Source organism: Bremerella cremea (assembly GCF_039541315.1).
Lineage (GTDB): Bacteria > Planctomycetota > Planctomycetia > Pirellulales > Pirellulaceae > Bremerella > Bremerella cremea.
Map to the genome: position 1 here is coordinate 706,666 of NZ_BAABFZ010000005.1, position 26,799 is coordinate 733,464.

Below are 26,799 nucleotides of genomic sequence, written 5' to 3' on the forward strand. Positions count from 1 at the left end.
CCGTGGCCAATTCCAGGGTGTAGGCTCCATGGAAACGACCCTTCAATTGCCCGGCCATCCCGAGGAAAAGCAATGACAACCATCCATTACATGCATGTTATCTTGTCGGCGATCATGATGATCGTACTGACGACCCCCACGATCTTCGCTTGCTCGCGGATCTTGTGGAATGACAACGGCGTGGGTGTCTTCAGCTCGCGCACGATGGACTGGCCCGAATCGACCGAGCCAACCATCCTGGTCTTTCCGAGTGGCATCGAGCGCGACGGCGGCAAACTAGCGGGCATGGACGTTTTTAAAGAGAACGCAGCTAAGTGGACCTCGAAATACGGCAGCCTCATCACCAGTGTCTATGGCATTGGCACCATCGATGGCATGAACGAAAAAGGGCTAGGCGTTCATGGGCTGTACCTCACCGCGACCGACTACGGCAAACGTGATGCCTCGAAGCCAGGCGTGCACGCAGGCCTGTGGGCTCAGTACATTCTGGACAATGCCCAGAACGTCGAAGAAGCGTTGGCGCTGAACGAACAAATCCAAGTCATCATGGTCGAGGCTCACGGTCGCGAAGCTTCCATTCACCTGGCCTTGGAAGATGCCAGCGGCGACTCGGCCATCATCGAATACATCGATGGCAAGACGGTTGTGCACCATGGCCGTCAGTACCAGGTCATGACCAATGACCCAACCTACGACCAGCAGCTCGAGATGTTGTCGAAGCTCGACTTCTCGAAGCCTAGCAGCGACTTGCCTTTGCCTGGCAACGTGAACCCACGCGACCGTTTCCAGCGTGCTTCGTACTACGTGAAGCTGTTGCCGAAGCCGAAAGATAGCGTCGAAGCGGTGGCCGACGTGATGGCGATTGCCCGGAACGTTTCGGTTCCGTTTGGTGCCCCTTACAAGAGTTTCGGTGTCTACAATACCGAGTATCGCACGGTGATGGACCTGACCAACCAACGTTACTTCTTCGAACTGACCACCAGCCCGAACGTGCTTTGGTTTGACGTGAAGGCCCTCGACTTCTCGCCGGGTGCTGCGGTCCTGCAGCTGGATCCTTACAAGAACAAATTGGCCATCAGCGGTAACGCGACCGATGCCTTCGAGAAGCTTGAGAAGGCTCCGTTTTAAGAACGCTTGATTGGATTAACCACCAAGAAACGAAAGCGGCCCTCGCAGATTTGCGAAGGCCGCTTTTTTCGTGTGTTTGTCGGTCGCGTACAGGACTAGGCCTGGAACGATTGACCACAACCGCAGCTTCGGGTCGCCTTTGGATTGTTGAACGAGAATCCGCGGCGATCGATACCATCGTAGAAGTCGACCGTAGTGCCATCCAGGTAGAGGGCATGCTTCTTGTCGACCACAACTTCCACGCCGTGGAAATCGTACTTGGTGTCTTTGTCCGTGTCGAAGTCCTGCGTCAGCGTCAAGCTGTACGAGAAACCGCTGCAACCGCCGGCGGTGATGCCGATACGCAGCTTGGTGTCGTTTTCGTGCTTCTGGTCTTCCAGGATTCGCTTGACTTCGTCGGCCGCTTTTTCGGTGATGACGACTGCCATGTTTTGAGTACTCCAGACGTTATTAACGCAAACTTGTATGTGTTTATTATTATCGATGCCTTGATCCGGGAAAAGGGTGCAAAAAATCTTGCCGAAACAATCCTGTTCCCTTTTTCGGTAGCTTACCCCAAAAACGAGGGTCCCTGGGACTTTTTGCCGGAACAATTCGCATCAAACGATCAGCTTGCGAAGTTTATCTACCGCATTCGACACAACGTCAACGGCAAATTCGACTTCCGAGACAGAATTGAACCTTCCCAGGCCAAATCTCAGGCTGCTGCGGGTCAAATCCTCGGACAGCCCCAGAGCCCGTAGGACATGGCTGGGCTGGGGATTCGCTGAGGTGCAAGCCGAACCGCTCGAAACAGCGATCTCGCGGACATTCATCATCAACGCCTCGCCGTCGACCTTTTCGACCGCGAAGTTGAGATTGCCCGCCAGGCGGACTTCCGGACGATCGAGTTCGGGCCCATTGAGGTGCAAACCATCGATCCGCTGCCGAAGGCCATCCCATAACCGTTGCCGCAATGTCGTCAGCCGAGCCGTCTCTTCGCTCATTTCTGCGACCGCCAGCCGAACGGCCTCGGCCAGACCAACAATCCCTGGCACATTGAGTGTGCCGCTGCGGATGCCTCTCTGTTGGCCACCACCCAGGATCGCCGGCTGAAGCCGCACGCGGGGTCCTGACTTACGGACATATAATGCCCCGACACCCTTCGGCCCATAAATCTTATGGGCTGAGAAGCTCATCAGGTCGACGCCCAACTTCTGGACATCGACCGGAATCTTGCCGACCGCCTGCGTGGCATCGCAGTGGAGCAGCACGCCGGCCTGTTTGCAGATCGCTCCGATCTCGGCCAGCGGATGGATTACACCAATCTCGTTGTTGGCCAGCATGATCGAAACCAGACCGGTATCAGGCCGGATGGCATCTTCGACTTGCTGTGGATCGAGATAGCCGGCCCAAGGGTCGCCCTTTTGTCGTGGAACCAGCCGCGAGACTTGGAAGCCTTGATGCTCGAAGTGCTCGATCGGATCGAGCACCGCTTTGTGCTCGGTCGTAACCGTCACGATATGGTCACCGCGACGACGCCGCTGCGTGAGCACGCCTGCGATGGCAAGGTTGTTGCTTTCGGTCGCCCCGCTGGTGAAGACGATTTCGCTGGGCTCGGCATTCAGAAGGGTGGCGAGCGATTGCTGGCAAGATTCGACCAACTGCTTCGCATCTTCCCCGAACAAATGCCCGACGCTGGACGGATTGCCGAAGACCTCAGTAAAGGTCGGGAGCATCGCTTCCAGCACGCGCGGATCGACAGCCGTCGTAGCATGGTTGTCGAAATAGATGGGCATCGGCTCGGGCCGCTTTCGTACCGAAGAAACCTGGCAAAGTAACGATTCCCCCTATCATACGCCCCGCAGGTCGTATCTCGCTACTTGCCAAAGATTCGCCGCTTGGTCACAGCAGGCGTTTACTTACCGTAAATCGCTTGCAGGCACATGCTCGACCAAGTCTCGAATTCTTCGAGCTTCGTCAGCATGTCGTTCACGGGGCGGAAGCCGGCATCGAGGATGTCTTCTTCGTTCGGCAGAACTTCCGGACGCTCGATTTTGCAAAGATAGACCACGCCCAAATGGACACGTCCGACTTCGCTTTCGTCGTCGTTGATCAGGCCGGCACACACCATTTCATGTGGCGCGTTGAAGGTGACTTCTTCGGCCAGCTCGCGACGCATGCCTTCCTGAAACGGATCGTGCGAATCGCTTGGTGCGTCTTCCGACGAAACGTGACCTCCGATGCCAATGCTGCGTTTGCTATGCAGACGCGATTCGCCTTGGCCCTTACCACGCACGTACTGGAAGACATGCTTAGAGCCCTGATCGTCGACGTACTCGAAGATCACGTACGGAATAAGCTGCTTGAATTCCGGCGACTTCTCCATGATGTCGCGAGGACGAAAGCTCATCTGCTCTGGCGTCAAAAGCTGGTCGAGGTAGTGTTCGACCTGGTCGCTGAATCCCTGGAATTGACCGATTTCGTGGAACTTCTCGGTGGGAACCACGAGTACCTGTTCGACTTCTGCGATGCTCATCTTCTACCCTTCCATGTGGGGGAAACTATGTGCGGGTCCAAGGGGACATCGTATCGAATCGCTAGCACGGGATCGACACCCCCAAACAATTTCACAGGCGGGCTTTTTGTGACCAGCCACTGCGGCACGTCACGATAAGCACTTTGCGCTGATTGGCATTCGTGGTGGTGAATTAAAATCTACCGCATATACCACGGGAAATCACCCCAATAATGGAGAATCGATCGCACGAAAAGCGAAAGAATTCCTCTTTGGGGGTCCACGATCAAATAGGATCGCAGGCCAATTGAGGTTTTGAATCTTCCCTTAGAGGATCAACATCGCGTCGCCGTAACTGTAGAAGCGATACTCTTCCCGGATCGCTTCGCGGTATGCCTGGCGAATCAGCTGATCCCCCCCGAACGTACGAACCAGGATCAACAAGGTCGACTTCGGCAAGTGGAAGTTGGTCAGCAAAACATCGACCGTTTTGAACTCGTAGGGTGGCCGAATGAACAGATTTGTCTTGCCACTCCAAGGCTTTAGTTGCCCTTCCGCGGCTGCCGTTTCTAGCACGCGCGTCGCGGTTGTTCCCACAGAAACGACCCGGCCGCCATCCGCTTTGACCTTCGCCAAGTGATCGACCGTTTCCTGGTTGATTTCACCGAATTCAAAGTGCATCTCGTGCTGTTCGATGTTGTCGACACCGATCGGGCGGAACGTTCCCATCCCGACGTGCAGCGTGACAAATTGCCGATCGACCCCCTTGGCGGACATCTTGTTCAGCAGTTCGTGCGTGAAATGAAGACCCGCCGTCGGAGCCGCCACAGCACCGGGCGATTCGGCAAAGACCGTTTGATAGTCCTTCCAGTCTTCCGGCATCATTTCGCCGCCACGAATATAGTGCGGTAATGGCACGCGTCCGACACGTTCCAGCACGGCAAATGGCGACTCTTCGCTCAGTGGCTTCACGGCCCACTGGCCGCCACCCAGGTTGGCCAGCAGTTCCAGCTCGACGTCTTCACGAGCCTCGCGATTTTCGAGCACGACTTTCTCGCCGGGCTGGATCTTGCCGCGAGTTTTGGCCAGAACCAGCCAGTTGCCGTTGGCGTCGGTCTCGACGAACAGCCCTTGCCAGCGACCACCCGTGTTCACGCGACGCCCCATCAGACGGGCCGGAACCACTTTGGTGTTATTCAACACAAGGCAATCACCTGCCCCCAGCAAGTCTGGCAGGTCGCGCACATGCTGATGGGTGATTTCCTCGGTCTGGCGATTGACGACCAGTAATCGCGCATCGGTCCTTTTCTCCAAAGGTTGCTGCGCGATTAAATCGGAAGGAAGATGGTAGTCGTACTGGTCGATACTGGTCATAGAGCTTTCGGAATTCCTCGGTAAATCCACAGTCCACGCCCATCCAAAGCGTGGTCCAAGGTTGAGTATATGTCGCCAGCGGGGAATTCGACTAGAGCCTGTTTGGGTCTAACCCATGTTCCGCCAAGCCACCTGCACCATGCCCATTGACCGCAAGCGAATCCTGATCGTCACCACCGAGCTGAGCATGGGAGGCGCTGAACGCTGCGTTGCCAACCTTGCCTGCCGGCTCGATCCGCAGCGATTCGAGGTTCAGGTCGTCGCCCTCGCGCCCCCGCCCGAGCCCCCCAAAGACGCGTTGGTTCACCAGCTTGCCGATGCCGAGATTCCTCTGACATTTCTCGACTGTCGCAGCAAATGGCAGTTGCTTTCGGCGACAGGCCGATTGAAGCAAATCATCCGTCGGTTTCAGCCCGATGTCGTTTGGAGCTTTCTGTTTCATGCGAACATCGTTTCGTACCTTGCCACCCGCAACATGCGACTGGTCCGCCTTCAATCGCTGCGGGTGGTCGAGCAAGGCCATTGGCGTCGGAAGCTTCAGTCCTGGGCGGCCCGTGGCGCGGATTGCGTACTCTGCGTGAGCGAAGGGGTCAAAGCGTTTGCCGAACAATCGCTGCGGTTGCCGGCCCAGAAACTGGTGGTAATTCCCAACGGGATCGATCTCGACGTGATCATCCCCACCAGCTATGCCGAGCCGATCGATCGACCGTTTCGCATCCTCGCAGTCGGCCGGCTGCACGAGCAAAAAGGATTCGACTGGCTCATCTTTCGCCTAGCCGAACTGCTGCGTGAGAAGCCGGAGTGGGAACTGGTGATCCTCGGAGAACACGGAGAAGGCAAGGTATTGGCGGAACTTCTCACGCAAGTTGAATCGGAAGAGCTCGAAGACTCGGTCTCGCTACCAGGCTGGCAAGCGAACCTCCCCGAGTGGTTCAATCAGGCCGAGATCTTCGCCCTTAGTTCCCGCTGGGAAGGGATGCCCAACGCCTTGATCGAAGCGATGGCCCACGGCCTGCCGGTGATGGCCACCGATGTCGAAGGGGTCGCCGAGTTGCTTCCCGGCAAGTTGGCTCGCCAGGTCGTCACCCACGATGAAACCGAGCAGGCAGAACAGCTCCTGCGCAAGTTGATGGACGACGCCGAACTTCGCCGGACGCTTGGTCAAGCGAACCGTCAGCAGATCGAGACGCAGTTCTCTCTTCGCCAGATCGTCCATCTTTACGAGTCGTTGCTGAATCGCCTGCTCGACACTTCTCGCCCCGAACGCTAGCACGCGGTTTCGGCAGGCCGAAAAACTTTTTGTTTCCGGGGGGCCTGTGTCCAACTCTTGGTTATGGCGTTGCTTAATGACGCTAGCTCAAAACGCTAGCAGAAATTTGGCGGGTTTTTCCGGATTGACGAAAAACGGGTGCCGAATATCTTCAATCACATGCTCGTCACGCGACATCAATTGCTGATCTTTTGCTTAACAAATATTGCTTAACTAAGAAACAAATCCTTACGTCCGTTGCTTGTCTTGCCCGCTGTCGATGTGCCCGATCAGGCCACTATTGGGACATTTGTCAGCACGGTTTCAAAGATTGAAATCGGGGCATTCAAGCCGTGTGAAGTGGCTAGTGCAGCGGCTACTTCACCAGATCCGTCGGTTTGGCGCACGGAAGCGCCACGACGGATTTTTTCCTTTCCGCCCTGCCACTGGGGCGGTGGCTCCGGTAAGCTGGAGACTTTGCCTTAAAGCTCGCTGCATAACTCTATGGCCGCACCGACCATTCACGTCCCTGTACTGCCGGCGGAAGTCCTCCAGTGGCTCGACCCTCAACCAGGAAAAATCCTGGTCGATGGCACCCTCGGTGGCGGCGGTCATACCCGCATGATGGCTGAGAAAGTCGACCCGGAAGGCTTCGTGGTGGCGGTCGATCGCGATGTGATCCCGCTGCAGCGAGCCGAGGAAACGCTATCAGGCCTGCCGGTGAAGATTGCTCACGCGAACTTCGTCGAAATCCCGAAGATCCTCGATTCGCTCGAGATCGATCAGGTCGATGGCATTCTTCTCGATCTGGGGCTATCAAGCGACCAACTGGCCGACGACGGCCGAGGCTTCAGTTTCGACAGCGACGGCCCGCTCGACTTGCGTTTCGACATGCGAGACAAGAAAACGGCCGCCGATCTGGTAAATCATCTGAAAGAGAAGGACCTGGCCGACCTGATCTATCAGAACGGCGAAGAACGGCTCAGCCGCCGCATCGCCAAGAAGATCTGCCATATCCGCAAGGACACCCCCTTCGAGACCGCCAAGCAACTGGCGGACGTCGTGACGAGTTGTTATCCGCCGGTGGCTGGCTCTGGTCGAGGCCGCATCCATCCCGCCACGCGAACCTTTCAGGCGCTGCGCATCGCGGTTAATCGCGAGCTTTCCTCTCTGGAAACGGCGCTGGAAACGTTGCCCGACCGTCTGAAGCCAGGCGGCCGACTGGCGATCATCAGCTTCCATTCGCTGGAAGACCGCCCGGTCAAACAGGCTTTCCTCGACGATCCTCGCTTAAGCCGCCTGACAAAGAAGCCAATTGTCGCCACCGAGGAAGAGATTGCCCGCAATCCTCGTAGCCGCACCGCCAAGCTCCGCGTCGCCGAGCGTGTCTAGCCAGCGGCTCCCCACGGCCAGCCTCGTGCCAGGATTCCGTACGATGACCGACGAAACCCTGAAAGCCTTACAACTGGAATGGGCCCAAACCAAAGCCCAGCTCGAAGAGCTTCGCGCTCAGCCCGAGGACACCGAGAGCGCCGACCTGGACGCGGAACTTCAGCAACGTCTCGACGAACTCGAATTCGAGATCGCCCTGAGGCAACGCGGCACCGGGCCCTGCTCGCTCATGTAACCGCCGGCGAAGACCGCCCAGCGATCCATTCCAAGAACCAAAAAGGGCGACTCCAGTCTGTGACCAGAGTCGCCCTAATCTGTTGAATCGTTTTGATTTAAGTGAGATTGCTGGGGCTCGAACCCAGGACCTACGGATTAAAAGTCCGTTGCTCTACCGACTGAGCTACAATCTCGTTTGGGAAGGGAACAAGTTTCGGCCGGATGGGGCGGATTGTCAAGGGGCCGTTTGGGGGCATCATGACGTAAGTGCATACGCCCGGGCATTTTGCTGCGTGAACTTCGGCTTTCATGGCTTTCTTTAAGACCGGAAAGTCACGGAAAAGTTCACAGCCGCTTTCTGCGTCTCACCGAGATCACGCCAGAATGTCGTGGACGATATGCCCATGAACGTCGGTCAGACGCATGTCGCGGCCGCTGAAGCGGAACGTCAGGCGTTTGTGATCGACGCCCATCAGGTGCAAGATCGTGGCGTGCAGGTCATGGATCTCGACTCGGTTCTCGACCACCTTGTAACCGAACTCATCGGTCTGGCCGTACACCGTGCCTCCCTTTACTCCGCCGCCTGCCATCCACATGGTGAAGCCGAACGGGTTATGATCGCGGCCGTTCTTTCCCTGGGCGAAAGGCGTGCGGCCGAATTCACCACCCCAAACGACCAGCGTCGAATCGAACATGCCACGTCGCTTCAAATCGGCCAGCAAGGCCGCGATCGGTTGATCGACCGCCAGGCTATTCTTCTCGTGGCCATCCTTCAGATTGCTATGTTGGTCCCAGCGATCGTGGCCAACGCTGGGAACCGTCAGTTCCACAAACCGCACGCCCCGCTCGACCAGGCGACGCGAAAGCAAACAAAGCCGCCCGAACGTTTGCGTCTTATCGAAGCTGTGATTCAGACCATATTCTTCCAGTGTTTGCGGTGTCTCGTCTCGCAGGTCCATCAGTTCCGGCACGGCGGACTGCATGCGATAGGCGAGCTCGTAGTTGGCGATGGCCGATTCGATCTGGTCGTTGCGTCCAACCCGATCGATCGTCAATTGGTCCATTTGATCAAGCAGGTCAAGCTTGCTGCGCTGAGCAGCGGGACTACGATCGCGCGACTTGATGTTGGCCACCGGCGGATCGCTGGCGGCGAAGATCGAACCTTGAAACGCTGCCGGTAGAAAACCGCTGTTGAAGTTATCGAGCCCGCCCGGCGGAATAAGGCCCCCGTTCAGCACCACGAAGCCTGGCAGATTGTCGTTCTCGCTCCCCAGCCCATAGGTCGTCCAGGCTCCCATGCTGGGACGCCCCTGCAACCCGCTACCAGTATGCAGGAAGTAATTGGCGTTGGTATGCTCCGAGAAGTTCGACGTCATCGAACGAATCACAGCCAGATCATCAACATGCTTGGCCACATGCGGGAAAAGCTCGCTAACTTCAATCCCGCTTTGACCATGCTTCTGAAATTTCCAGGGACTCGCCAGCGTTCCGCCCAAATTGTTGAACTGCGTTGGCTCAGTTTCCGCAGGGAACGGCTGGCCGTCGTACTTCTTTAGCATTGGCTTCGGATCGAAGGTATCGACCTGGGACGGCCCGCCATCCATATACAGAAAGATGACGCTTCGCACCTTCGGCGGAACATGCGGAGCCCCCAACAGGCCAAGCCGTTCGGCGGCGGACGCATCACGCTGCAACATCCAGTTCAAAGCGAGCGAACCAAAGCCACACGCGGCGCGACTCAGCAGTTGCCGGCGACTTAGCCCGGCGTTATTTCGAGAACCACAATCCACGACATCGCTCCGCGTTTAACGAACAAAAACAAAGGACTTCGCGTTGATCAGCACGTGTGCCAGATCTCGCCACAGTTCGACCGAGGCCAACTGCTGGCCAGGATCGACCGAGATCGTCTGGCCATGCGTCTCCAAAAACTGAGCCGCCAAGGACCGTTCTGCATCGGTCGGCTTGCGGGAGAACGCCTGTTCGACCATTCGCTCGAATCGCAAGCTTGCATCGTCGGGCGTTTCCTGAATGGCTCGCTGTGCCCAGACATGGCACTGTTCCAGGACCATTGGATCGTTCAACAGAATCAGCGACTGGGCTGGCACATTCGATTGGTTACGTCGACCAATCGTGGTGATTGGCTGCGGCGTGTCGAAGGCGAGCATCATCGGCGACAGAAAGTTACGACGAATCGACAAATAGATGCTTCGCCGCCCTGCCCCGTCCAGCGGTCCGCTTTGCCCAGGTCGACCACGGCCTTGCATGAAAGCCGTGAGATGAACCGGCACACTGGGCCCAAACATCGTTTCATCGAGGCGACCGCTGATCATCAGCAAGCTGTCGCGAATCGATTCGCCCGAAAGGCGTTTCACTTCGGCCCGGTGGAACAAGTCGTTCTTTGGATCGAGTTCTTCCGCGGCACCTTCCTGAACAGAAGACATTTGATAGGTCTGCGAAAGAACGACGCGACGAACCATCCGCTTCAACGACCAGCCATCGGCCACGAATTCGGTCGCCAGGTAGTCGAGCAGTTCAGGATGGGTCGGCGCCTGCCCGAGTACTCCGAAGTTGTCGACCGTCCGCACGATGCCACGCCCCATCAAGTAATGCCAGATACGATTCACGGCCACACGCGACGCGAAAGGATTGTCAGGCTGCATCATCTGCCGCGCGAGTTCCAACCGCCCGCTACCGACGGTATCGAATTGATGGTCGTTTCCAGCGATCGCCGTGAGCATTCGTCGCTCGATTAGATCGGCCGGATTACGAGCGTTGCCGCGAATCAACAGACGTTCGCTTTCCGCCGAGTTGTCCCACATCCCAGGAGCCGTGCGGGAACGCCACTTCACTTCGGCAAACAGCGGCTGAGTCGCATCCCGATATTGCTGCGCCAACGCATTCAAAGGATTGGCATCGCCGGGCATCACCTTCGTCCAGTTCCGCACCAACCAATCGGCCAGGGGTGCGTACTGAGAGTTGTCACTTGCTTCGCTAAAAGCCTTCACCAACAGCGCCGCAGGACTTCCCCCTTGAGCGACCGCCGTTTGAAACGACGCGGCAGCCGCTTGCTGAGCGGATGGCAACGGCGGAGGTGCGGTCCCTTCGGCGACCTGATAAATCTCGGCCGGCAGGCCATCGATCGGCGAGAGCTCGATATGAACCGTGTGTCCTTGATAATCGCGAAGGTTGTGCGTGACCCAACGCAGCTGCTCAGGATGGTCGGTCTTGAACTCCTGGCAGACAACGCCATGCAGTGGACCTTGAACCAGCCGATGCGAGTCGACCACGGCGAAGGCTCGGACGCTTCCTTTGACGAGGTAATGCACCAGGCCATCGCTCAACGTGAACGTGTTCGACTTGAGCGTTCGACCGGCGCGGTTCCAGTTGCGGATCCGACCGAAATCATCTTGCACGCCATTCTGCAGTTTGAGCGGTTCCCAGCGAGTGTCGAAGACCGCCGCCGTTTCGGTTCGGACGCCAGCGACCTCTGGCTGTTCGGTCTTCGCCCAGACGAATTGCCCGGCCGGTTGTGGTGCCGCACCAAATACAAAGCCATCGACACGCCACTGACCAGGCATGGCCTGGCTGAAGTCGTTGATGATCTGGCCCGAATAGGTATTCACTTCGCTGGTAAGCTGCGTCTCGGAGGGCTGGCCTTCGCCTTGGATCGCCATCGCCCAGTAGTGCAGCGGATGCTGTTGGTCTTTGCGGGCCTTTTCGAGTTCGGCAGCCCAAACCGAGTCGGCCTGGGTCAGCTCTTTTTCCCATTGGCCACTGACCTGGGAAACTTGCTGTCGATAGATTGCCTTCGCCTTTTGCTGAAATTCGGTATTCAGTTTTTCCAACGATTGGGCGATTCGCTGATTGTGCGGTTCGGTTTCAAAACGAACCTGGCGATAAGCAGAGCTTTGCAGGAAACCCATCTGAGCGTAGTAGTCTGCCTGACTGATGGCATCGAATTTATGGTCGTGGCAACGAGCACAAGTCACCGTCAGGCCGAGGAAAGCTTTGTTCATCACGTCGAGCATGTTGTCGAAGCGATCGGTTTCGTCCTTGCGGATATCGACCGGCGAATGCACCCAGTCTCCCATATGCCAGAAGCCTGTCCCCAGGACCGATTCGTTGAAACCGGTTTGAGCATCGACGCGTGGCTGGGCGAGAAGGTCGCCGGCGATGTGCTCGATGACGAGTTCGTTGTAAGGGATGTCGGCATTCAACGAGCGAATCACGTAGTCGCGATACTCGAACGCATTTGGGATGTCGTAATCAAACTCGTGCCCGCGCGATTCGGCGTAACGCACCAGGTCGAGCCAATGGCGTCCCCAATGTTCGCCAAAGCGAGGCGATGCAAGCAACTGATCAACCACCTGCGCCAAAGCTTCCGGCGAGGGATCGCTGAGGTAAGCTTCCAACTGCTCGCGCGTCGGCGGCATGCCGGTCAGATCGAAATAGACACGACGCAGCAGTGTGGCTTGATCGGCTGGGGAATTCGGCGAGAGGTTGGCTTCTTCCAGCTTCGCCAGAATGAATCGGTCGAGCGGATCCTTCGCCCAGGTCTCGTTCTTGACGGTCGGCAGCGCTGGGCGCGTGACCGGTTGCCAGGCCCAATGATCTGCTTTGCGTTGCTCGAGATCGAAGACTTCCTTCTTTGGCGTGTTATCTTCGCCGGGTGGCCAGGCCGCACCCGTTGCGACCCACTTTTCGAGCTTGGCGATTTCATCTTCTGGCATCCGCGACTTGGGAGGCATCTGATAGATGCCGTCGTAATGGATCGCTTCAATCAGCAGACTTTCGTCTGGTTTGCCGACGACGATCGAAGCCCCGCTGTCGCCACCTTCCAAAATGGCGGCACGCGACGTGAGATAGAGCCCACCACCAGGCGTCTCGGCCTCGGGCCCATGGCACTCAAAGCAGCGATTGGCGAGAATAGGCCGAATGTCTTTCTCGAAGAATTCAAGCTGCTGCGCGTCGAATTGCGGCGAGGCCTCTTCGGCGGCATCGATCGTAACAGCCACGATCAGTGTCAGCGCAACGGCAGCCAGCAATATTCGGAGGCGAGAGAACGTCATCGCTTCGATCCAGGCGGGTTGTGGAGAAGGAAGTGAGGTGGGATGGATTAGTTCCACCTTATCATTATGCCGCCCAGGTGTCACTATTTCTCTTGGCTCAATTTCACGGAGACCGGTTCCGCCCATGAACTGCCAACTTGCCTTGAAAGAATGGAACGTCGTCTGCGAGGCGATTCGCCGCGGACAACAGATCGTCCTGGCCCGCAAAGGTGGGATTTCGGAGCCCGAAGGTGAGTTTGAATTGCCCAAAGACCGCTTCTGGCTTTACCCGACTTACTTCCATGAGGCAGGATCGAAGCTGAACGAATTGGGCAAGAAGTTATTAGAAGATCATCCCGAGTTCACCCAGCCTCCGGCATCGGCGGAGGTAACGCTCGACCTGGTGTGCGAAGTGGTCGAAGCGATCTACATCGAAGACGAATCAAAGCTGCGTGCATCGTTGTTTGAACAGGTCTTAAACCAAGAGGCCGTGACGGCCCGCTTTCATTACCGGAACCCTGGAATTCACCTGCTGGTAATCCGAGCTTTCGAGGTCGCATCCCCAGCGATGGTGGTCCCGACCGAGGCGATGGCAGGCTGTAAGAGTTGGGTCGAGCTTGCCGAGTCGCTAGCCCCTGGCCAGCTATCGCCGATCGTCGATGAGGGCTCGTTCGAGATTCGCAAAAATTTACTACTTTCCGCTCTGAAGGCGTGAACCTACAATTGGATTGCCCTGTCCTAAGGGGGCGTTCACCGAGGAACATGATGACAAAATGGTCTTGCCATTTTGGAAATCATGTTGCAAAGTGAGTTTTACCTAGGGTCGCGTCACGCAACGCGACGTTACTGAAGACCGGCGGTTGGCTCTACACGGCGTTCTGTCCAACCAAAGGTGAGCTTTAGTAGAAAGGAGGTGTTCCAGTGGAATATGTCTGTAGTTGCCGTAGAGGTGGTTCTGCCTAACGGCTGCCGGCGGGTTGCCGGTAGGCAACCACATTCCTATCGGAACCTCTTCTAAGAGAATCCGATCAGGCTACCAATGAGGCCCCGCAAGTCCCGTGCAGGATTTGCGGGGTTCTCTTTTTCTTGGGCTTCGTATCTGCGTCGAAGCGATGCCGCTGACCACCTTTAAAATCCAAAGTGTCTTCCGTTACTTTTCGAGGCGGAATCCACCAGGTGCGTTCTCGTCGGCGACGATTCGTTCACCTCCGTTGATGGTGATCATCGCCTTGAGCACTTCCGGCGGAAGGTCTGGCGATAGCTGGATGACGTGTCCATCGGCCATTACCGCGCATGGTCCATCAGGATGATGGCTCGAAATTGACATCTTTTCCGGATCGTTGATCTGAAACGACATCGTCTCGACATCGAAGTCTTTTGGCTCGAGCCAAGAGATCTCTTCCGAAATGGTTTCTGCCACGGCGATCGTAGTGGAAAGGCCATCCGAAATATCTCGCAGATTGCGACCACCTTCCGGCAGGCCGAAAGCATTGTCTCCAACGAGCATCAAGTAGTTCGTGTGCGTTGACTTAGTGTTACGTTCGATCGGGCACTGCCATAACCAATAGGCGCGTGACGGTTTGTCTCGATTAACGTTCCCAGGGACAAGGTCACTTGCCTGTACCTTGCGCATGGGTTCGGGAGGTTTGCCTGCGTAATGAAACTCGCGGAACTCTAACGTTTGATTCCATTCGCTATTCCAAGGCTCGTCGAGGCGATACAGCGAATAGACCACTGACGATTCGACGAATGGTTGAATGCGAATTCGCCAACTGTTGTCGAGCATTCTCGCCGGCGGCATCTTCAGGTAAGTATCGTGGTAGTTGTGCAGCGCCAACATCACCTGTTTCAGATTGTTCTGGCACTCGATCGTATGGGCGGCATGGCGTGCGTCTTGAATTGCCTTGGCCAGTAACGGCACCGTAACGAGGATTCCGATCCCGATGCACACCAATATAAGTTTACGCTTCATGAGTCATTCCGATGGTCGACAAGTTGCCAACATCATCGTAAAGCAATGGGACATTCCGTGCGAATCGCTGGCCAAGAAAACAAACACGCCGGTGTTCGGTCCGGCGTGTTTCGTTCGCAATTGGGGTGTTGCGTTGATTACTTCTTCAGATCGAAGGTATAGACATTCTCAGCCTTGTTTTCGACCGTTTTGGTCAGAGTCGTTTGCGTGTTGTACTTCGCGGGGATGTACGGAATGTAATTTGGGAGGCCGTCGGGTGCTGGCTTATCTCCGACACGATTGGCTGTGATCTCGACCTTCTTTTCGCCTGGCGTGGCGATGAAGGAGAACTCGCCGTTGGAGATGGGCCCGGCACTCACCGGCCCGGTTCCGTCCGCCGGGATAAACAAAATCTCTCCCGTTTCGACCGGGGTTCCTTCAAAGGTAACGGCCCCTTTTACGGTGATTTCGGAAGCGGTGTTACAGCCTGCCAGCAATCCAATCAGGCCGAGTCCGATCGACAAGGCAATTGTCTTTCGATGGATGTCCATGCGTCGTCCTTTTCCCTGAGTCCAAGGGATTCAGTTCCCTTCAACGTTGTCTCGTCCAGTTGATAGTTAGTACGCCTTGGGAACTTCGCCACCAGCACGGGTACCGAGGTCACGCCAGGTTTGCGTGTCGATCGTTTCTGGCACGAAGTGCACACTGGCATCCATCAACGTCATCAAGGCACCGCCTGGATGCATGCTGCGGGAATAGATCACCTGGGTGTTGGTGTCCTGGGCACAAGGCGCGTAAGAAGGACTCGTTGGCGAACCTTGGCATGTGCGGCACTTGTCCGAGGCGGTCGTGTTCGGCGGCAAACGGGTGCTGACAATGCTGCTCAAGTGATCTGCCCGGTAGTACCGCCCGCGCCAGTCACGTTTGCCGGTGATGTTCGAGGGAACAAGCAGGATTTCAGCAGCCATCACCGTGTTGGCGGTCCCGTCGGTGACCGACGAGAAATCGGTCTTCGACAGGTAAAAGAACATGCCACTGGCGGCGTTGTCGGTGGTGGTCGTGATCTCTTCGTTGCCGTGGCAAAGCAGGTAGTTGCCGTGGAACCCGTCGTTAAAGTCAGGCACCGGTTCACCGGTTCCGTGGACTTCGCCGGTCTGACCACGATTGGGATCGGAAGGACACATGAGCGTTTCGATCTTGGTGTTCATCAATGCACTAGGGAACCCACTCGAGTTGCGCGTGGTGAAGTACTGCGAGAGCTGATCGTGGAGCGCCGCTTGTTCGAGGTAAGGCAGGATGACCGGCATCCACGACATCGAGTGTGGCGGCGTGTTCAAACTGTCGTTCAAACCGTCGGCAAACACCCCGGGCGGAAAGACGCGATGGGTATCGTGATAGTTGTGGAGCGCCAGCCCCAGTTGCTTTTGATGATTCGAGCAGGTCATTCGCCGGGCCGCTTCGCGGGCTTGTTGCACGGCCGGCAACAGCAATGCAATTAACACCCCGATAATCGCAATCACAACCAGCAATTCCACGAGCGTGAAGCCCGTCCGTTTGAGCACCATGGGACCATCCTTATGAAGTAATAATGAGATTATGGAAGAGCAACCTTCACACGGATTTTATAACGGTGCACTATCTACCAAAACTAATTTTTCGAATTTTTCACCATTTTTACCTTTCTCGACACGCCCCATTGGAGTGGACTGCCAGGCAACAAGGTTTACCAATCCAGAACCCCTCTACGGGATGCCATGCAGGCATGAACCCATAAAAAAAGCCCCACCCAAGCATGTGCCAGGGTGGGGCTTTGATTTGCTTTGAAAGGGTTGCCCGAAAGCAACCGCTTCGCTTAAGGACGCGACAGCGTCAGTTCAGCGTCGAGAACCTTTTCGATCCGACGGGTCGTTTCCAACAAGTGGGCCCGGGTGTAAGGATCGAGTTCCAGGTCTTTCTCTTGCAGTTCTTCCAGCTTCTCTTGCAGGTCGATCAACTGAGCATAGGCGATCGTCTGGCAGTCGGCCGGAGCGAAAGCATCCCCCATCGCCAGGGTCGACAGACGCTGCAGATAATCTCGCTGCAGGTTACGACGAAGGCTGCTGATCGCCGGCTTGCGAACCGTGTACTCGCCTTCTTCCAGCGAATCGAGTTCGCTGTAGATGGAGTCGGTCAGCGACTGGATCATTTCTGCCGTGGTGAAGGCATCTTCATCGGAAGGAACTTTCAGTTCGGCATCGTGCATCCGCTCGAGGTTCATCGCTCCCATCATGCGGGACAAGATCTGCGACTGCCATCGCGAGATGGTGTCGTGAATCGCGTAGTCACCTTTCACGTCGAAGTTGGTACCCCAGTGGTTCCAGTGCGAAGGAGCCAACTTGTTGTACAGGTCGGCATCGAACTGGAATGGAGCATCGCTGAAGACCTGTTCGCTGAGCAGGGTCATCACTTCACGCTGCTTTTCGGCGGGAACAATCTCGAATGGTGCCTTGGCGTCCTTCTGACCCTTGTGGGCTCGATTGACGTGCACGCCACCGATGTAACGCGAAGCGAAGTACATTGCCTGACCATGGGTATTCAACAAGGTGTTGAAGGCCTGACGGGCACGCGAGTAGTCGTCGCCATCTTCAACCACGCGATCGGCCAGACCGTCCATGGCAGCCTGAACAACGGCGGCCTGGTTCTTAGCGAACTCGATGGCGTCTTTGCCGAAGTCAAAGCGGTTGGAATCTGGATCTGGCGAGATGCTCGTGGTGTCTTCGTCGGTCGAGAAGTGCAAAGCTGGCTCGGTGCTGCGCGAGGCAATCTTGCCGAGTTCACCCTTTTCGCCATCGGTACCACCGCTGAACGGCTTGTAACCGTATTCGATGGCCCACATGTCATAGTCACCGATCGACTGTGGGAAGAACAGACCTTGCTTCTGGCCTGGAGGCGCGATGTGTGGTGGAACGTAGTCCATCACGCTGGCAACCGTAGCGGCGTCGCCTTCCATCTGGCTCATTTCTTCCATCGTGCGGTACTTACTGGCAACAAAGTTGTGACGCAGACCAAGGGTATGCCCCACTTCGTGCATTGCCACTTCCTTCAGACCTTCCATGATCATGCGATCGAGCAGTGCTTCACGCTCTTTCTTGATCTCTTCAGCCGAAGGCTTCTTTTCTCCTTCTTTCTTTTCGTCGTCCTTCGACTCTTCTTTTTCTTCCTTCTTGTCGTCGGAAGATTCTTCCTTCTCTTCGCCCTTTTCCTCGGACTTTTCGCCGTCGGTCATTTCTTCTTCCGACTTGGCTTCTTCCTTGTCAGCCTTCTTCTTCTTTTTCTTCTTCTCTTCGTCAGCCTTTTCCTTCTCGGCTTGAGCCAAGACCGCGGCAGCACCATAGGCGAACTGCTGCGACATGCCGCCCGAGAGCATGCACTGGTGACGAGGCGAGATCGAACCAACACGCTGCAAGAATTCCTCGGCGTTGTTGACGTCGAGAGGGCCACCCAACAGGGCTTCGGTTGCTTGCGGGTTGTAATTCTCGAAAGCGGACTTCCAGTAGTTCAAGAAGCCAGCGTCGAAGATAATGTCGGCATCCAGGATCTGACCGGTGTATGGATTCACACGGGATGGGCCCATAGCGAAACCAGCGTCCGAGGTGATCCAGCGGAAGGTGTTATAGCGAACGTCTTCCGGATCCCAATCGGCATCGTCTTCCTGCTGGCGGACATGGATGGCGTCGATGAAACCAGCCTTTTCAAAGGCCTTGTTCCAAGCCAGGATGCCGTCGCGGATTGGCTTGCGATACTTGTAAGGAATCGTGTTTTCCATGTAGAAGATGATCGGTTCTTTCGGTTCCGACATCTTGGCCGATGGATCGGCCTTTTCGAGCTTCCAACGGTTGATGAAACGAACGAACTGTTCGTCGTCACGGTTCGAGAAGTTCTTCACGGCCGTCAGGAAGTAACCAACGCGATCGTCGGCAACTCGTGGCGTGTAACCACCGGTTGGGATCTTGCTGATCGAGTAGTGGACGTCGACGGTCAGACCGCGTGAGTCAGCCACGGTGTCGATGTTCGAACGGCCGCTCGAAGCGTAGGTAGCTTCGACCTGCAGTTCGAGGTTCTTTTCAAAACCCTTCACTTCCCCAAAGATCGACTTGCTGGCCGAGAAACCGAAGCCTGGGAGCGTGTCGCCGATCATCGGCAAGTCGCTCATGAAAACAGGAGTCACTTCGACCAGATCGCCACCCTTCGGGCCCTTGCCGGCAATCGGCAGGCTGAAGAGCACGCTGTCGTTGTAGGCATGCTTCACGGCACGCGATTCTGGCTTGCCGTCGTTGGCCTTGAAGCGGACGTTCTTACGCAGGATGTGGACGCGATCGTCAACCTTACGGAACGACCAGACCCAGTCGTCGCCAAAGCCCCATGACATCCCGCCATACAGAGGTTCAATACCGGCACCACGTGCGATCGAGATCAGCACGATGAATTCGCCGTTGTAATGCGAACTACTCAGCTCGAAGAACATCCGGTTCCCTTTGTAGTGCGTAGGAACCAGGCCATCGGCCGTTTTGAAGTCCTTCAAGATACCGGACGAGGCCGAACTCGACCCGCCGGAGCTTCCACCGCTGGAACTGGAACTCGAAGCACCGGTGGTAGCGGCGATTTCCGACGGAATGCCCTTGGCGTTGTCGCCGGCAGCGTCGGACTTCGTATCGTCGGCCATAGCTACGTTGGCTGCGGCCAGGGCGACTACAGCCGTCGCACACCAAACCGTCGACCGACGCAAAATTGAAAACACCTTCATGCGTACAACTCTCGTACAAATTCAAGGAGGGGGAAGTGTCCGATGGTTTTCCGGATTTCGTTCCCAAAAGGAAACGTGCGGCGAGGTCCGATTTCCGCCCAGTCGGAAGCGGCCTCTTCTGATAGAGGCTTCCCAAGCTGGAATCTTGCGGAAAATGACAACGAAATTCAGAAAACGTACCAAAGCGACGTTCTGCCGAAGCGTTGGGAAAATATACCCTACTCTAAGCAGCCGCCGTAATTGTTCTATTCTGCGCACGAGATTTTGGGAAAGAAAAGCCGGTTGTACCAATAAAATTGATTCACAACCGCGATTATCCCAATTTTCCCGAGGCGGACTGGGACCGAAAATAGAACGGAAAAAACAGCAGGAAATGACTAGCCACAAGTCTCCACTCGAACCGGTTCTTTCCAGATTTCCCGCGATCCACGGGTTGGGCGGGCAGATCGAGCCTTGTCGAGGTGGACTGAGTGGAAGTAAGGCCTGGAAAGTGGTGGGTCGCTCCAAGTCCTTCTGCCTTAAGCGTATGCCAGCCGACTTTCCGGTCAATCTTCTGCAGGCGATCCATACCGCAGTTCAGACTCGTCGGCAGCAAGGAATGACCACCCTCCCCTCCTTCGTCGCGGCCGACAACGGCGAAACCTATATTCAGCACCAAAACCACTTTTGGGAACTTCAGGAATGGCTGCCTGGCGAGCCGCCTAACGCCCCACCAGATCGATATCAGAAGCAGGAAATGCTGGGCCTGATCGCTCAATTTCATGCGCTGTCCAGCGACCTCAGTCCGGCACTGGAAGTCTCGCCTGGTGCCGAGCGGCGCCTGGCCATGTTCCAGTACTGGAACATGGTCGACATTCCCCACACCCACGCCCTGATCAGCAAACTCGGGCACCCGCAATGGCAGTTCTGGCTGCACGCATTGGTCGACAGTTTCGTCACCTATCGCCAACCGCTAGGCTCGCTGTTGCAGCAAATGCAGGCCGAGCGAACGACACTTCGCACCTGTATTGGAGATCCGCGGCTGGAAAACTACCGCTTCGATGGTCCACATCTAGTGGGCATGTTCGACCTGGGCTCGCTGCGACGTGACAGCATCGCCTTGGATGTTTCGCGACTGGCAGGCGAAATGTCGACCGAAGGTGTTGTCGACTGGGAAGAGGTTTTTGCGCTACTCCCTGCCTCGCAACGGCTTACCCCTTCGGAAGAGCGGTTAGCGATCGAACTCGACGCGAGCAACGTACTACTTACGGGGCTCAATTGGGTACAGTGGCTCACGACCGACGGTTACAGTTTTGAAAACTGTGACCAAGTCAGTTCGCGCCTCCAGCATTTCCACACACGAATGGTGAAAATCGACGGGCATTTGGCCTGGAAAATCTAATTCGTTTGGTTGAAACTGCCTATGGTAAGAGGCATCACAGACTTTGATTCCTCTGAACGGGAATAATGAGTCAACAGGCTCGGATTCCCGTCGGAGCGAATTACGGATTCTACGTTTACGAACCGTTCGATATTTCCGAAGATGGAAGGAGACCGATTCGTAGGTCCTTTCCAGCTTTACTCTTGGGACAGAACTCTCTCATGAAGCGTATTGCCCCCCTCGCCGTGGCATTAATTCTTTGCTGCTTACCTACCCTGGGTTTCGCCCAAGGTTTTGGCGGCGGCGATCTGTTCCAGGGGATCGAAGGTTTCGACGACTTTGGCGGCAACCAGAACGATCCGAACCTGGAAGTCTCGGCGAAGTTCTTTGTCGATCCTTCCGGCACCCATGGCCGCATCGACGTGAAAGCATCTGTCGGCAGTGGCTGGTGTCTGTATTCGATTACGCAGCCCAAGGGTGGCCCGATCGCGACGAAGATCAAGATCGAAGAAAACCCAGCGATCCTCGCCGTGGGCAACTTCACCCCTGACCATAAGCCAAAGATCGTTCCTCCCGATAAGATCATTCGCGTCGCTCAAGAGAAGTTCTACGACACGGTGACCTGGAGTGCTCCGATCTTGCTGGCCAACGGCACCGATGCTGGATCGCTGAAGCTCGACGTCAAGCTCGCCGGTCAAAGCTGCCACGACAAGGGAACCTGCTTCCCCGTCTCCGGCGACGCCGTCGCGAAGTTTGGTGGCACCGAGAAGATCGCCAAGGACGAAACGCTGCTACCAGAGGTCGCAACCAAACCTAGTGCTGCGATTCCGCCGACCGACTACAAACTGCAAGGCACCATCGGCGACTATAAAGCGGAATCGGGCCATGCGATCATCAGCGGTAAGTTCGAACCAGCCCAGGTCACCCCAGGCGACAAGGTTACCGTCTCGCTGAGCATCAAGCCGACTGGCGACTATCACGTCTACGCATACTCCCCAACCGATTCGGAATTCAGTTACAAGGCGACCGTCGTTGGTCTGGGCGAACAGACGCCATGGCTTTCGATGAAGCCGAAGACTGAGAACCCCGTCGTCGAAAAGCCACTGATTGAAGGTCTGCCTGACATCGTGCGTTATCACGAAGGTGTCACGACCTGGAAGTTTACCGTTCAAATTCCGATCGATGCTCAGCCGGGCAAGTACCCGCTGGTCGGTTATCTCGGCTACCAGACCTGCACCAACACCACGTGCGATCGTCCTTCGGCTGTGATGTTTGAAGGCGTGGTTCAGGTCGGCGACAAGGCCGGCACCGATTCCTCTCCCCTGGCCTTCTCGAAGGCTCCTTATTCGACCGCGGCCGAGCGAGCCAAGATCACCAACGCCGAAGTCCAAGAAGCTTTGGGCGAGACCAGCATGGTCGTGCCGCCGCTGCGAGGCAATTCTGGCGACGACCAGCCAGAAGCCAAGGTGGTTGCTCCACCGGTTCCGCTAAAGGACAGCATCGCCTGGGAGGTGCTCAATCCACCAGAAAACGCCAGCCTCGGCTGGATCATCCTGCTGAGCTTTATCGGCGGGGCGATCTTGAACCTGATGCCATGTGTGTTGCCGGTGGTTGGCTTGAAGATCTTGTCGTTCGTCAATCAGGCGGGCAAGCATCGCGGTCAAGTCTTCATGCTGAACCTGATTTACTCGGCCGGTGTGATCTTCGTGTTTATGATCCTGGCGGTCTTCTCGTCGTCGTTGAATTTGATTGTCGAAGCCATCGCTCCACCGACCGAAGGAGCTGCCGCAGGTTCCGACGGCTTGGCTTGGGGCCAATGGAGCGGTGACTGGCGCTACATCCTGGCGATGATCGTGCTGGTCTATACGATGGGCCTGAGCATGCTGGGTGTCTGGGAACTGACGATGCCCAGCTTCCTGGGAAGTGGCAGCGTCGCGAGTGCCTCGAATCAGTCGGGGTACGGGGGTGCGTTCTTCAAAGGGATCATCACCACGCTATTGTCGACGCCTTGCAGCGGTCCCTTCCTGGGCCCTGTGTTCGGCTATACGATCTCGCAGCCAGTCTTCGTCACCTTCCTGGTGTTCGGGTTCATTGGCCTGGGGATGGCTTCGCCTTACCTGATCATTGGCATCAACCCACGTTTGATCGCCTTTCTGCCGAAGCCAGGCAACTGGATGGTCGCGTTCAAGCAGATCATGGGTTTCGTCATGATGCTGACGGTCGTCTACCTGATGTACACGCTGCAGGACGAATGGGTCGTGCCAACGCTGGTTCTGCTGGTCGCCTTGGGGGCCGCCTGCTGGATGCTTGGCCAGGTCCATACGCTGGAACACAAATCATCTCGCATCGCGACGACAATAGGTGCTTTTGTGGTGGCGATTGGTGTTGGTGTTTTCTCGTTCACCAGCCTGGTGGAAGGGGAAGCCCACGACGGGCAGATCGCCTGGGATACCTACGCCGAAGAACGTTGGCCTGCCCTGGAAAACGACATCTATGCCCGGCAAAAAGCTGGTGAAACGGTGATGGTCGACTTCACGGCCGACTGGTGCCCAACCTGTAAGTTCAACTACTACACCGCCATCAACACGGCTGGCGTCGGTGCCGTGGTCGACGAACACAAGATCGTGCCGATGCTGGTCGACTGGACCAACACCACGCACGACAACTCTGGCAAGGTGCAAAGCTTCATCAACAAGCTCGGGTCGAACAGCATCCCGCTGCTGGCCATCTTCCCCGGCGGCCAGCCTGGAAAGGTCTACGTGCTGAGCGACCTGCTCACCGAATCGAAGGTGATCGAAAGCCTGAACGCGGCTCAAGAAACTTCAAGCAGCGTGGTGAAGCAGACCGCGATGAACGAGTAATCGTTGGCCTGTTGTCCGAGCATCACAACTTCAGTCCCCTCGCCCCTGAGGGGAGAGGGTTAGGGTGAGGGGCCTGGTGAAATCGGTACCCTCACCTTCCAAGCTCGCAGGATGAATGATTTTCCTGCAGATCGCCAACAGCAACGACGCCGCCAACTGCGTCGAACTTCTACCGAACCTGAGCAGCTTTTATGGTCGGCACTGCGGGATCGCCGTTTAGGTGGCCTTGAATTTCGACGGCAACACGCAATCGATCCGTGGATTGTCGACTTTGTTTGCCTTGAGAAATCGCTGATCCTCGAAATCGATGGAGGCTACCACGATAAGAGTCAGGCAGAGGATCTGCGTCGGCAAGACGACCTGGAAGCTCGCGGCTTTCAGGTCTTACGCTTTCAGAACGAAGAGGTTCTAACGAATCTGGAAGGGGTCGTCATCGCCATCCGCCGACACTCGGGGCTCGCGGACGGAGAGAGCCCCTCACCCTAGCCCTCTGCCCCTTAGGGGCGAGGGGACAAGAGATTGCTGCAGACGGTTTACAAGACTCGCCGACTACAGGCGGCAGTTGGCGATGTTGGTTTGCAGGATCGCGGATGCTCCGAGCTGTTCCAGCTTTTCCATCACGTCGATCACTTCTTTGCGTTTGACCATGGCCCGGACGGCACACCACGCTTCGTCTTCCAGCGGGTTGATCGTTGGCGAGTTGAAGCCCGGCGTAATGGCTTCGGCGGCGGCCAGGTTTTCGCGGCGGATGTTGTATTCCAGCAGCGAATAGTCGCGAGCGATCACCACACCTTCCAGCCGACGAACGATGCGGTCGGCCAGTTCCGGCATCCGCTTCTGCTTGTTCTGGATCAGCACCGTTTCGTAGCTGCCGATTTCGGCGAAGATCTTCAATCGGTTCGCGGCCAGCGTGCTGCCGGTTTCAACCAGGTCGACAATCGCGTCGGCGATACCAAGCGAGATCATCACTTCGACCGAGCCTGACAGGTTCACCAGGTGTGGCTGGGCCCCGTTTGCTTCCAGATACTGACGGGTCACGTTCGGGAAGCTGGTCGCGACGCGACACTGCTTCATGTCACCAACCGTGTTCCAGCTGGTATCTTCTGGAACGCACAATGCCAGGCGGCACTTGCCAACGCCTAGTTCCATGCGGGTATCGACTTCGACTTCCGCTTCTTGAACCAGGTCGCTGCCGGTGATCCCCATGTCGATGGCACCTTCGGCACACAAAACCGGAATGTCATCAGTTCGCAGGAAGGTGATGTCGATCGGCATGTCGCGTACCCGAGCAAACAAGCTGCGGTCCTGGCGACGGAATTTGAGTCCAGCGTCGCCTAACAGTTCCGTGGCGACCTCAGCCAGACGCCCTTTGCTGGGAATGCCGATACGAAAGTTTTCCATGATTCAATGCTTGGGGTTGGGTGCTAGAGCGAGTGAGTCTGTTTACTTTTGGGGGCGGGAAGCTTTTTCGTCGATGCCCGAAACGCCGAATCGTCGGCCCAGTTCCGCTTCGACTTCTTCCAGGGCGATTCCTTTGTGCCCCAGCATGACGAACAAGTGATAAATCAGGTCGCCAGCTTCGTAGATCAAATGCTGACGTCCTTCGTCTCCCTCTTCGCCGGCGGCTTCGACCACTTCGGCGGCTTCTTCCATGATCTTTTCGCCGATCTTGGGGACGCCGCCGTTGAACAACTTCGTGGTGTACGATTTCTCAGGTGGGTTCGCGCGGCGGTCTTCAATCACCGCCATCAGGGCGGATAAGACGTTCACACGATTATCAGAGTTCGATTCGCCGGACAATGTTCGGCCCCTCTCGCAGCAAAGGTCGACGCGTGGAAAATCCCAGCCCTCCTCATCGGGTGGCCAGGAATCTAGTATTGTAGTCGGCTAGGGGAAAACTGAAAATTGGCCCCCCAACGAACCTTAACATCCGCAGTTTTCAGGGTTTAGGCCTTAAAAACGCCCCGCAAAGCATGACGAATCCCTCGACAGACAAAGAGTTTACCTTCCTCGATTGCTGGTTTCTTTCCGGAGCGACCGCCAGTGGCAAGACGCGCATTGGATTGCAGCTGGCCAAGAAAATTAACGGGGAAATCATCGCGCTCGACTCGATGTCGCTCTATCGCGACATGGATATTGGCACCGCCAAGCCGACCGCAGCCGAGCAATCCGAGGCGCCTCATCACCTGATCGATGTGCTCGATCCGACCGAAAACTCGAGCATTTCGCACTATCTCGAGATGGCCCAGGCCGCCGCGATCGAAATCCGCAGCCGAGGCAAAGAAGTCCTGTTTGTCGGTGGAACGCCTCTTTATCTGAAAGCTCTGCTGCGAGGCCTCTCGGAAGGGCCGGCCCCTGACAAAGCGTTCCGCCAGGCCCTGGAAGAGGAAGCGGGCCGGGTGGGCAACAAGGCTCTGCACGACCGATTGAAGATGGTCGATCCGCTGGCCGCCAATCGCATCCACGAAAACGACATCCGGCGAATCATTCGGGCCCTGGAAGTGCATCACACGACCGGCCAGCCGATGAGCCACTATCAATTCGAGTTCGACGATCATGCCCGACCGGAAGATTGTCGAGCCTTCTGGCTTTCGTGGGATCGCCCAACACTGCACGACCGGATCAATTCCCGCGTCGAACAAATGTTCGAGGAAGGTCTGGTTGCAGAAGTCGAGCGCCTGGTCGAAAAGCATTCGCCGCTCGGCACAACTGCCCTGCAGGCCGTCGGCTATCAGGAAGTGATTGACTTCCTGGAAGGCAAACAAGATCTGGAAACCAGTAAAGATCGCGTCAAAGCCCGAACCCGTCAGTTCGCCAAGCGACAATGCACATGGTTCCGCAGCTTGAACGAATGCCGCGAAATCCCTCTGGAAGGCGAGCTCGACGCCAATGCGGTCGCCGAGCAGATCGAACAACTAGGTCGCGCCAGTAGGACCTAGT

General features: G+C 56.5%; 21 protein-coding genes and 1 tRNA gene. 9 read left to right on the forward strand and 13 right to left on the reverse strand.

What is annotated here, in order from left to right; all coding sequences use genetic code 11:
* Positions 1–72: 72 nt before the first annotated feature.
* The gene (locus ABD890_RS19770) at positions 73–1,128 is read left to right on the forward strand and encodes a linear amide C-N hydrolase (protein WP_345093804.1); all 1,056 of its coding nucleotides are present in this window, start codon (positions 73–75) and stop codon (positions 1,126–1,128) included.
* A gap of 95 nt (positions 1,129–1,223) precedes the next feature.
* On the opposite strand, the gene ABD890_RS19775 is transcribed toward ABD890_RS19770, so the two are convergent.
* The 4 genes from ABD890_RS19775 to queA all read right to left on the reverse strand — a co-directional run bounded on the left by ABD890_RS19775 (position 1,224) and on the right by queA (position 4,999).
* The gene (locus tag ABD890_RS19775; protein WP_345093806.1) at positions 1,224–1,556 is read right to left on the reverse strand and encodes a HesB/IscA family protein; all 333 of its coding nucleotides are present in this window, start codon (positions 1,554–1,556) and stop codon (positions 1,224–1,226) included.
* Positions 1,557–1,727: 171 nt separating this feature from the next.
* Positions 1,728–2,906 (reverse strand): cysteine desulfurase family protein, encoded by a 1,179-nt coding sequence (locus tag ABD890_RS19780; RefSeq protein ID WP_345093808.1) that lies wholly within the window; start codon positions 2,904–2,906, stop codon positions 1,728–1,730.
* 119 nt (positions 2,907–3,025) lie between these two features.
* On the reverse strand, positions 3,026–3,646 hold the full coding sequence (locus ABD890_RS19785) for a phosphoesterase (RefSeq protein ID WP_345093810.1): 621 nt from the start codon (positions 3,644–3,646) through the stop codon (positions 3,026–3,028).
* 306 nt (positions 3,647–3,952) lie between these two features.
* Positions 3,953–4,999: a tRNA preQ1(34) S-adenosylmethionine ribosyltransferase-isomerase QueA gene (gene queA, locus ABD890_RS19790; RefSeq protein ID WP_345093812.1), complete on the reverse strand. Its 1,047-nt coding sequence runs from the start codon at positions 4,997–4,999 to the stop codon at positions 3,953–3,955.
* Between the two features lie 139 nt (positions 5,000–5,138).
* Here queA and ABD890_RS19795 point away from each other — a divergent pair, with 139 nt between their 5' ends.
* The 3 genes from ABD890_RS19795 to ABD890_RS19805 all read left to right on the forward strand — a co-directional run bounded on the left by ABD890_RS19795 (position 5,139) and on the right by ABD890_RS19805 (position 7,875).
* Positions 5,139–6,269 (forward strand): glycosyltransferase, encoded by a 1,131-nt coding sequence (locus tag ABD890_RS19795; protein ID WP_345093814.1) that lies wholly within the window; start codon positions 5,139–5,141, stop codon positions 6,267–6,269.
* Positions 6,270–6,752: 483 nt separating this feature from the next.
* Positions 6,753–7,640: a 16S rRNA (cytosine(1402)-N(4))-methyltransferase RsmH gene (rsmH, locus tag ABD890_RS19800; RefSeq protein WP_345093816.1), complete on the forward strand. Its 888-nt coding sequence runs from the start codon at positions 6,753–6,755 to the stop codon at positions 7,638–7,640.
* 43 nt (positions 7,641–7,683) lie between these two features.
* On the forward strand, positions 7,684–7,875 hold the full coding sequence (locus ABD890_RS19805) for a hypothetical protein (RefSeq protein ID WP_345093818.1): 192 nt from the start codon (positions 7,684–7,686) through the stop codon (positions 7,873–7,875).
* 102 nt (positions 7,876–7,977) lie between these two features.
* Here ABD890_RS19805 and ABD890_RS19810 read toward each other — a convergent pair.
* From ABD890_RS19810 to ABD890_RS19820, 3 genes are all read right to left on the reverse strand, one after another.
* Positions 7,978–8,050 (reverse strand) — tRNA-Lys (locus ABD890_RS19810).
* 180 nt (positions 8,051–8,230) lie between these two features.
* Positions 8,231–9,601, reverse strand: a complete 1,371-nt coding sequence (locus tag ABD890_RS19815) for a DUF1501 domain-containing protein (protein ID WP_345095050.1) — start codon at positions 9,599–9,601, stop codon at positions 8,231–8,233.
* A 60-nt stretch (positions 9,602–9,661) separates the two neighbouring features.
* Positions 9,662–12,925, reverse strand: coding sequence for a DUF1553 domain-containing protein (locus ABD890_RS19820; protein ID WP_345093820.1), 3,264 nt, complete (start codon positions 12,923–12,925; stop codon positions 9,662–9,664).
* 124 nt (positions 12,926–13,049) lie between these two features.
* Between ABD890_RS19820 and ABD890_RS19825 the strand changes: the two genes are divergently transcribed.
* Positions 13,050–13,619 carry a DUF1802 family protein gene (locus tag ABD890_RS19825; RefSeq protein WP_345093822.1) on the forward strand — a complete coding sequence of 190 codons (570 nt, stop codon included), beginning with the start codon at positions 13,050–13,052 and terminating at the stop codon, positions 13,617–13,619.
* 435 nt (positions 13,620–14,054) lie between these two features.
* Here ABD890_RS19825 and ABD890_RS19830 read toward each other — a convergent pair whose 3' ends face one another.
* The 4 genes from ABD890_RS19830 to ABD890_RS19845 all read right to left on the reverse strand — a co-directional run bounded on the left by ABD890_RS19830 (position 14,055) and on the right by ABD890_RS19845 (position 19,638).
* Positions 14,055–14,876: a DUF1559 family PulG-like putative transporter gene (locus tag ABD890_RS19830; protein ID WP_345093823.1), complete on the reverse strand. Its 822-nt coding sequence runs from the start codon at positions 14,874–14,876 to the stop codon at positions 14,055–14,057.
* Positions 14,877–15,013: 137 nt separating this feature from the next.
* Positions 15,014–15,406 (reverse strand): hypothetical protein, encoded by a 393-nt coding sequence (locus ABD890_RS19835; protein ID WP_345093825.1) that lies wholly within the window; start codon positions 15,404–15,406, stop codon positions 15,014–15,016.
* Between the two features lie 66 nt (positions 15,407–15,472).
* Positions 15,473–16,420 (reverse strand): DUF1559 family PulG-like putative transporter, encoded by a 948-nt coding sequence (locus tag ABD890_RS19840; RefSeq protein ID WP_345093827.1) that lies wholly within the window; start codon positions 16,418–16,420, stop codon positions 15,473–15,475.
* A gap of 287 nt (positions 16,421–16,707) precedes the next feature.
* Entirely contained in the window at positions 16,708–19,638 is a 2,931-nt protein-coding gene (locus ABD890_RS19845; RefSeq protein ID WP_345093829.1) for a zinc-dependent metalloprotease, read from the reverse strand.
* Positions 19,639–19,792: 154 nt separating this feature from the next.
* On the opposite strand from ABD890_RS19845, the gene ABD890_RS19850 reads away from it, so the two are divergent.
* The 3 genes from ABD890_RS19850 (at position 19,793) to ABD890_RS19860 (ending at position 24,345) form a co-directional block, all read left to right on the forward strand.
* Complete coding sequence (locus tag ABD890_RS19850) at positions 19,793–21,019, forward strand: phosphotransferase (protein WP_345093831.1); 1,227 nt, start codon at positions 19,793–19,795, stop codon at positions 21,017–21,019.
* Between the two features lie 200 nt (positions 21,020–21,219).
* The gene (locus ABD890_RS19855) at positions 21,220–23,859 is read left to right on the forward strand and encodes a protein-disulfide reductase DsbD family protein (RefSeq protein ID WP_345093833.1); all 2,640 of its coding nucleotides are present in this window, start codon (positions 21,220–21,222) and stop codon (positions 23,857–23,859) included.
* 111 nt (positions 23,860–23,970) lie between these two features.
* Positions 23,971–24,345, forward strand: a complete 375-nt coding sequence (locus ABD890_RS19860) for an endonuclease domain-containing protein (RefSeq protein WP_345093835.1) — start codon at positions 23,971–23,973, stop codon at positions 24,343–24,345.
* A 63-nt stretch (positions 24,346–24,408) separates the two neighbouring features.
* Here the strand turns inward: ABD890_RS19860 and hisG are convergent, their stop codons facing one another.
* Together hisG and ABD890_RS19870 are read right to left on the reverse strand one after the other, a co-directional pair.
* Positions 24,409–25,260: an ATP phosphoribosyltransferase gene (gene hisG, locus ABD890_RS19865; protein ID WP_345093837.1), complete on the reverse strand. Its 852-nt coding sequence runs from the start codon at positions 25,258–25,260 to the stop codon at positions 24,409–24,411.
* A gap of 42 nt (positions 25,261–25,302) precedes the next feature.
* Positions 25,303–25,629, reverse strand: a complete 327-nt coding sequence (locus tag ABD890_RS19870) for a phosphoribosyl-ATP diphosphatase (protein ID WP_345093839.1) — start codon at positions 25,627–25,629, stop codon at positions 25,303–25,305.
* Between the two features lie 203 nt (positions 25,630–25,832).
* Here ABD890_RS19870 and miaA point away from each other — a divergent pair, with 203 nt between their 5' ends.
* Entirely contained in the window at positions 25,833–26,798 is a 966-nt protein-coding gene (miaA, locus tag ABD890_RS19875; protein ID WP_345093841.1) for a tRNA (adenosine(37)-N6)-dimethylallyltransferase MiaA, read from the forward strand.
* Position 26,799: the final 1 nt, after the last annotated feature.

Excerpts from the sequence above, each read along its gene's own strand:
- ABD890_RS19770 (WP_345093804.1), top strand. The coding sequence starts at position 73 with ATGACAACCATCCATTACATGCATGTTATCTTGTCGGCGATCATGATG.
- ABD890_RS19775 (WP_345093806.1), bottom strand. The coding sequence starts at position 1,556 with ATGGCAGTCGTCATCACCGAAAAAGCGGCCGACGAAGTCAAGCGAATC.
- ABD890_RS19780 (WP_345093808.1), bottom strand. The coding sequence starts at position 2,906 with ATGCCCATCTATTTCGACAACCATGCTACGACGGCTGTCGATCCGCGC.
- ABD890_RS19785 (WP_345093810.1), bottom strand. The coding sequence starts at position 3,646 with ATGAGCATCGCAGAAGTCGAACAGGTACTCGTGGTTCCCACCGAGAAG.
- queA (WP_345093812.1), bottom strand. The coding sequence starts at position 4,999 with ATGACCAGTATCGACCAGTACGACTACCATCTTCCTTCCGATTTAATC.
- ABD890_RS19795 (WP_345093814.1), top strand. The coding sequence starts at position 5,139 with ATGCCCATTGACCGCAAGCGAATCCTGATCGTCACCACCGAGCTGAGC.
- rsmH (WP_345093816.1), top strand. The coding sequence starts at position 6,753 with ATGGCCGCACCGACCATTCACGTCCCTGTACTGCCGGCGGAAGTCCTC.
- ABD890_RS19805 (WP_345093818.1), top strand. The coding sequence starts at position 7,684 with ATGACCGACGAAACCCTGAAAGCCTTACAACTGGAATGGGCCCAAACC.
- ABD890_RS19820 (WP_345093820.1), bottom strand. The coding sequence starts at position 12,925 with ATGACGTTCTCTCGCCTCCGAATATTGCTGGCTGCCGTTGCGCTGACA.
- ABD890_RS19825 (WP_345093822.1), top strand. The coding sequence starts at position 13,050 with ATGAACTGCCAACTTGCCTTGAAAGAATGGAACGTCGTCTGCGAGGCG.
- ABD890_RS19830 (WP_345093823.1), bottom strand. The coding sequence starts at position 14,876 with ATGAAGCGTAAACTTATATTGGTGTGCATCGGGATCGGAATCCTCGTT.
- ABD890_RS19835 (WP_345093825.1), bottom strand. The coding sequence starts at position 15,406 with ATGGACATCCATCGAAAGACAATTGCCTTGTCGATCGGACTCGGCCTG.
- ABD890_RS19840 (WP_345093827.1), bottom strand. The coding sequence starts at position 16,420 with ATGGTGCTCAAACGGACGGGCTTCACGCTCGTGGAATTGCTGGTTGTG.
- ABD890_RS19845 (WP_345093829.1), bottom strand. The coding sequence starts at position 19,638 with ATGAAGGTGTTTTCAATTTTGCGTCGGTCGACGGTTTGGTGTGCGACG.
- ABD890_RS19850 (WP_345093831.1), top strand. The coding sequence starts at position 19,793 with ATGACAACGAAATTCAGAAAACGTACCAAAGCGACGTTCTGCCGAAGC.
- ABD890_RS19855 (WP_345093833.1), top strand. The coding sequence starts at position 21,220 with ATGAAGCGTATTGCCCCCCTCGCCGTGGCATTAATTCTTTGCTGCTTA.
- ABD890_RS19860 (WP_345093835.1), top strand. The coding sequence starts at position 23,971 with ATGAATGATTTTCCTGCAGATCGCCAACAGCAACGACGCCGCCAACTG.
- hisG (WP_345093837.1), bottom strand. The coding sequence starts at position 25,260 with ATGGAAAACTTTCGTATCGGCATTCCCAGCAAAGGGCGTCTGGCTGAG.
- miaA (WP_345093841.1), top strand. The coding sequence starts at position 25,833 with ATGACGAATCCCTCGACAGACAAAGAGTTTACCTTCCTCGATTGCTGG.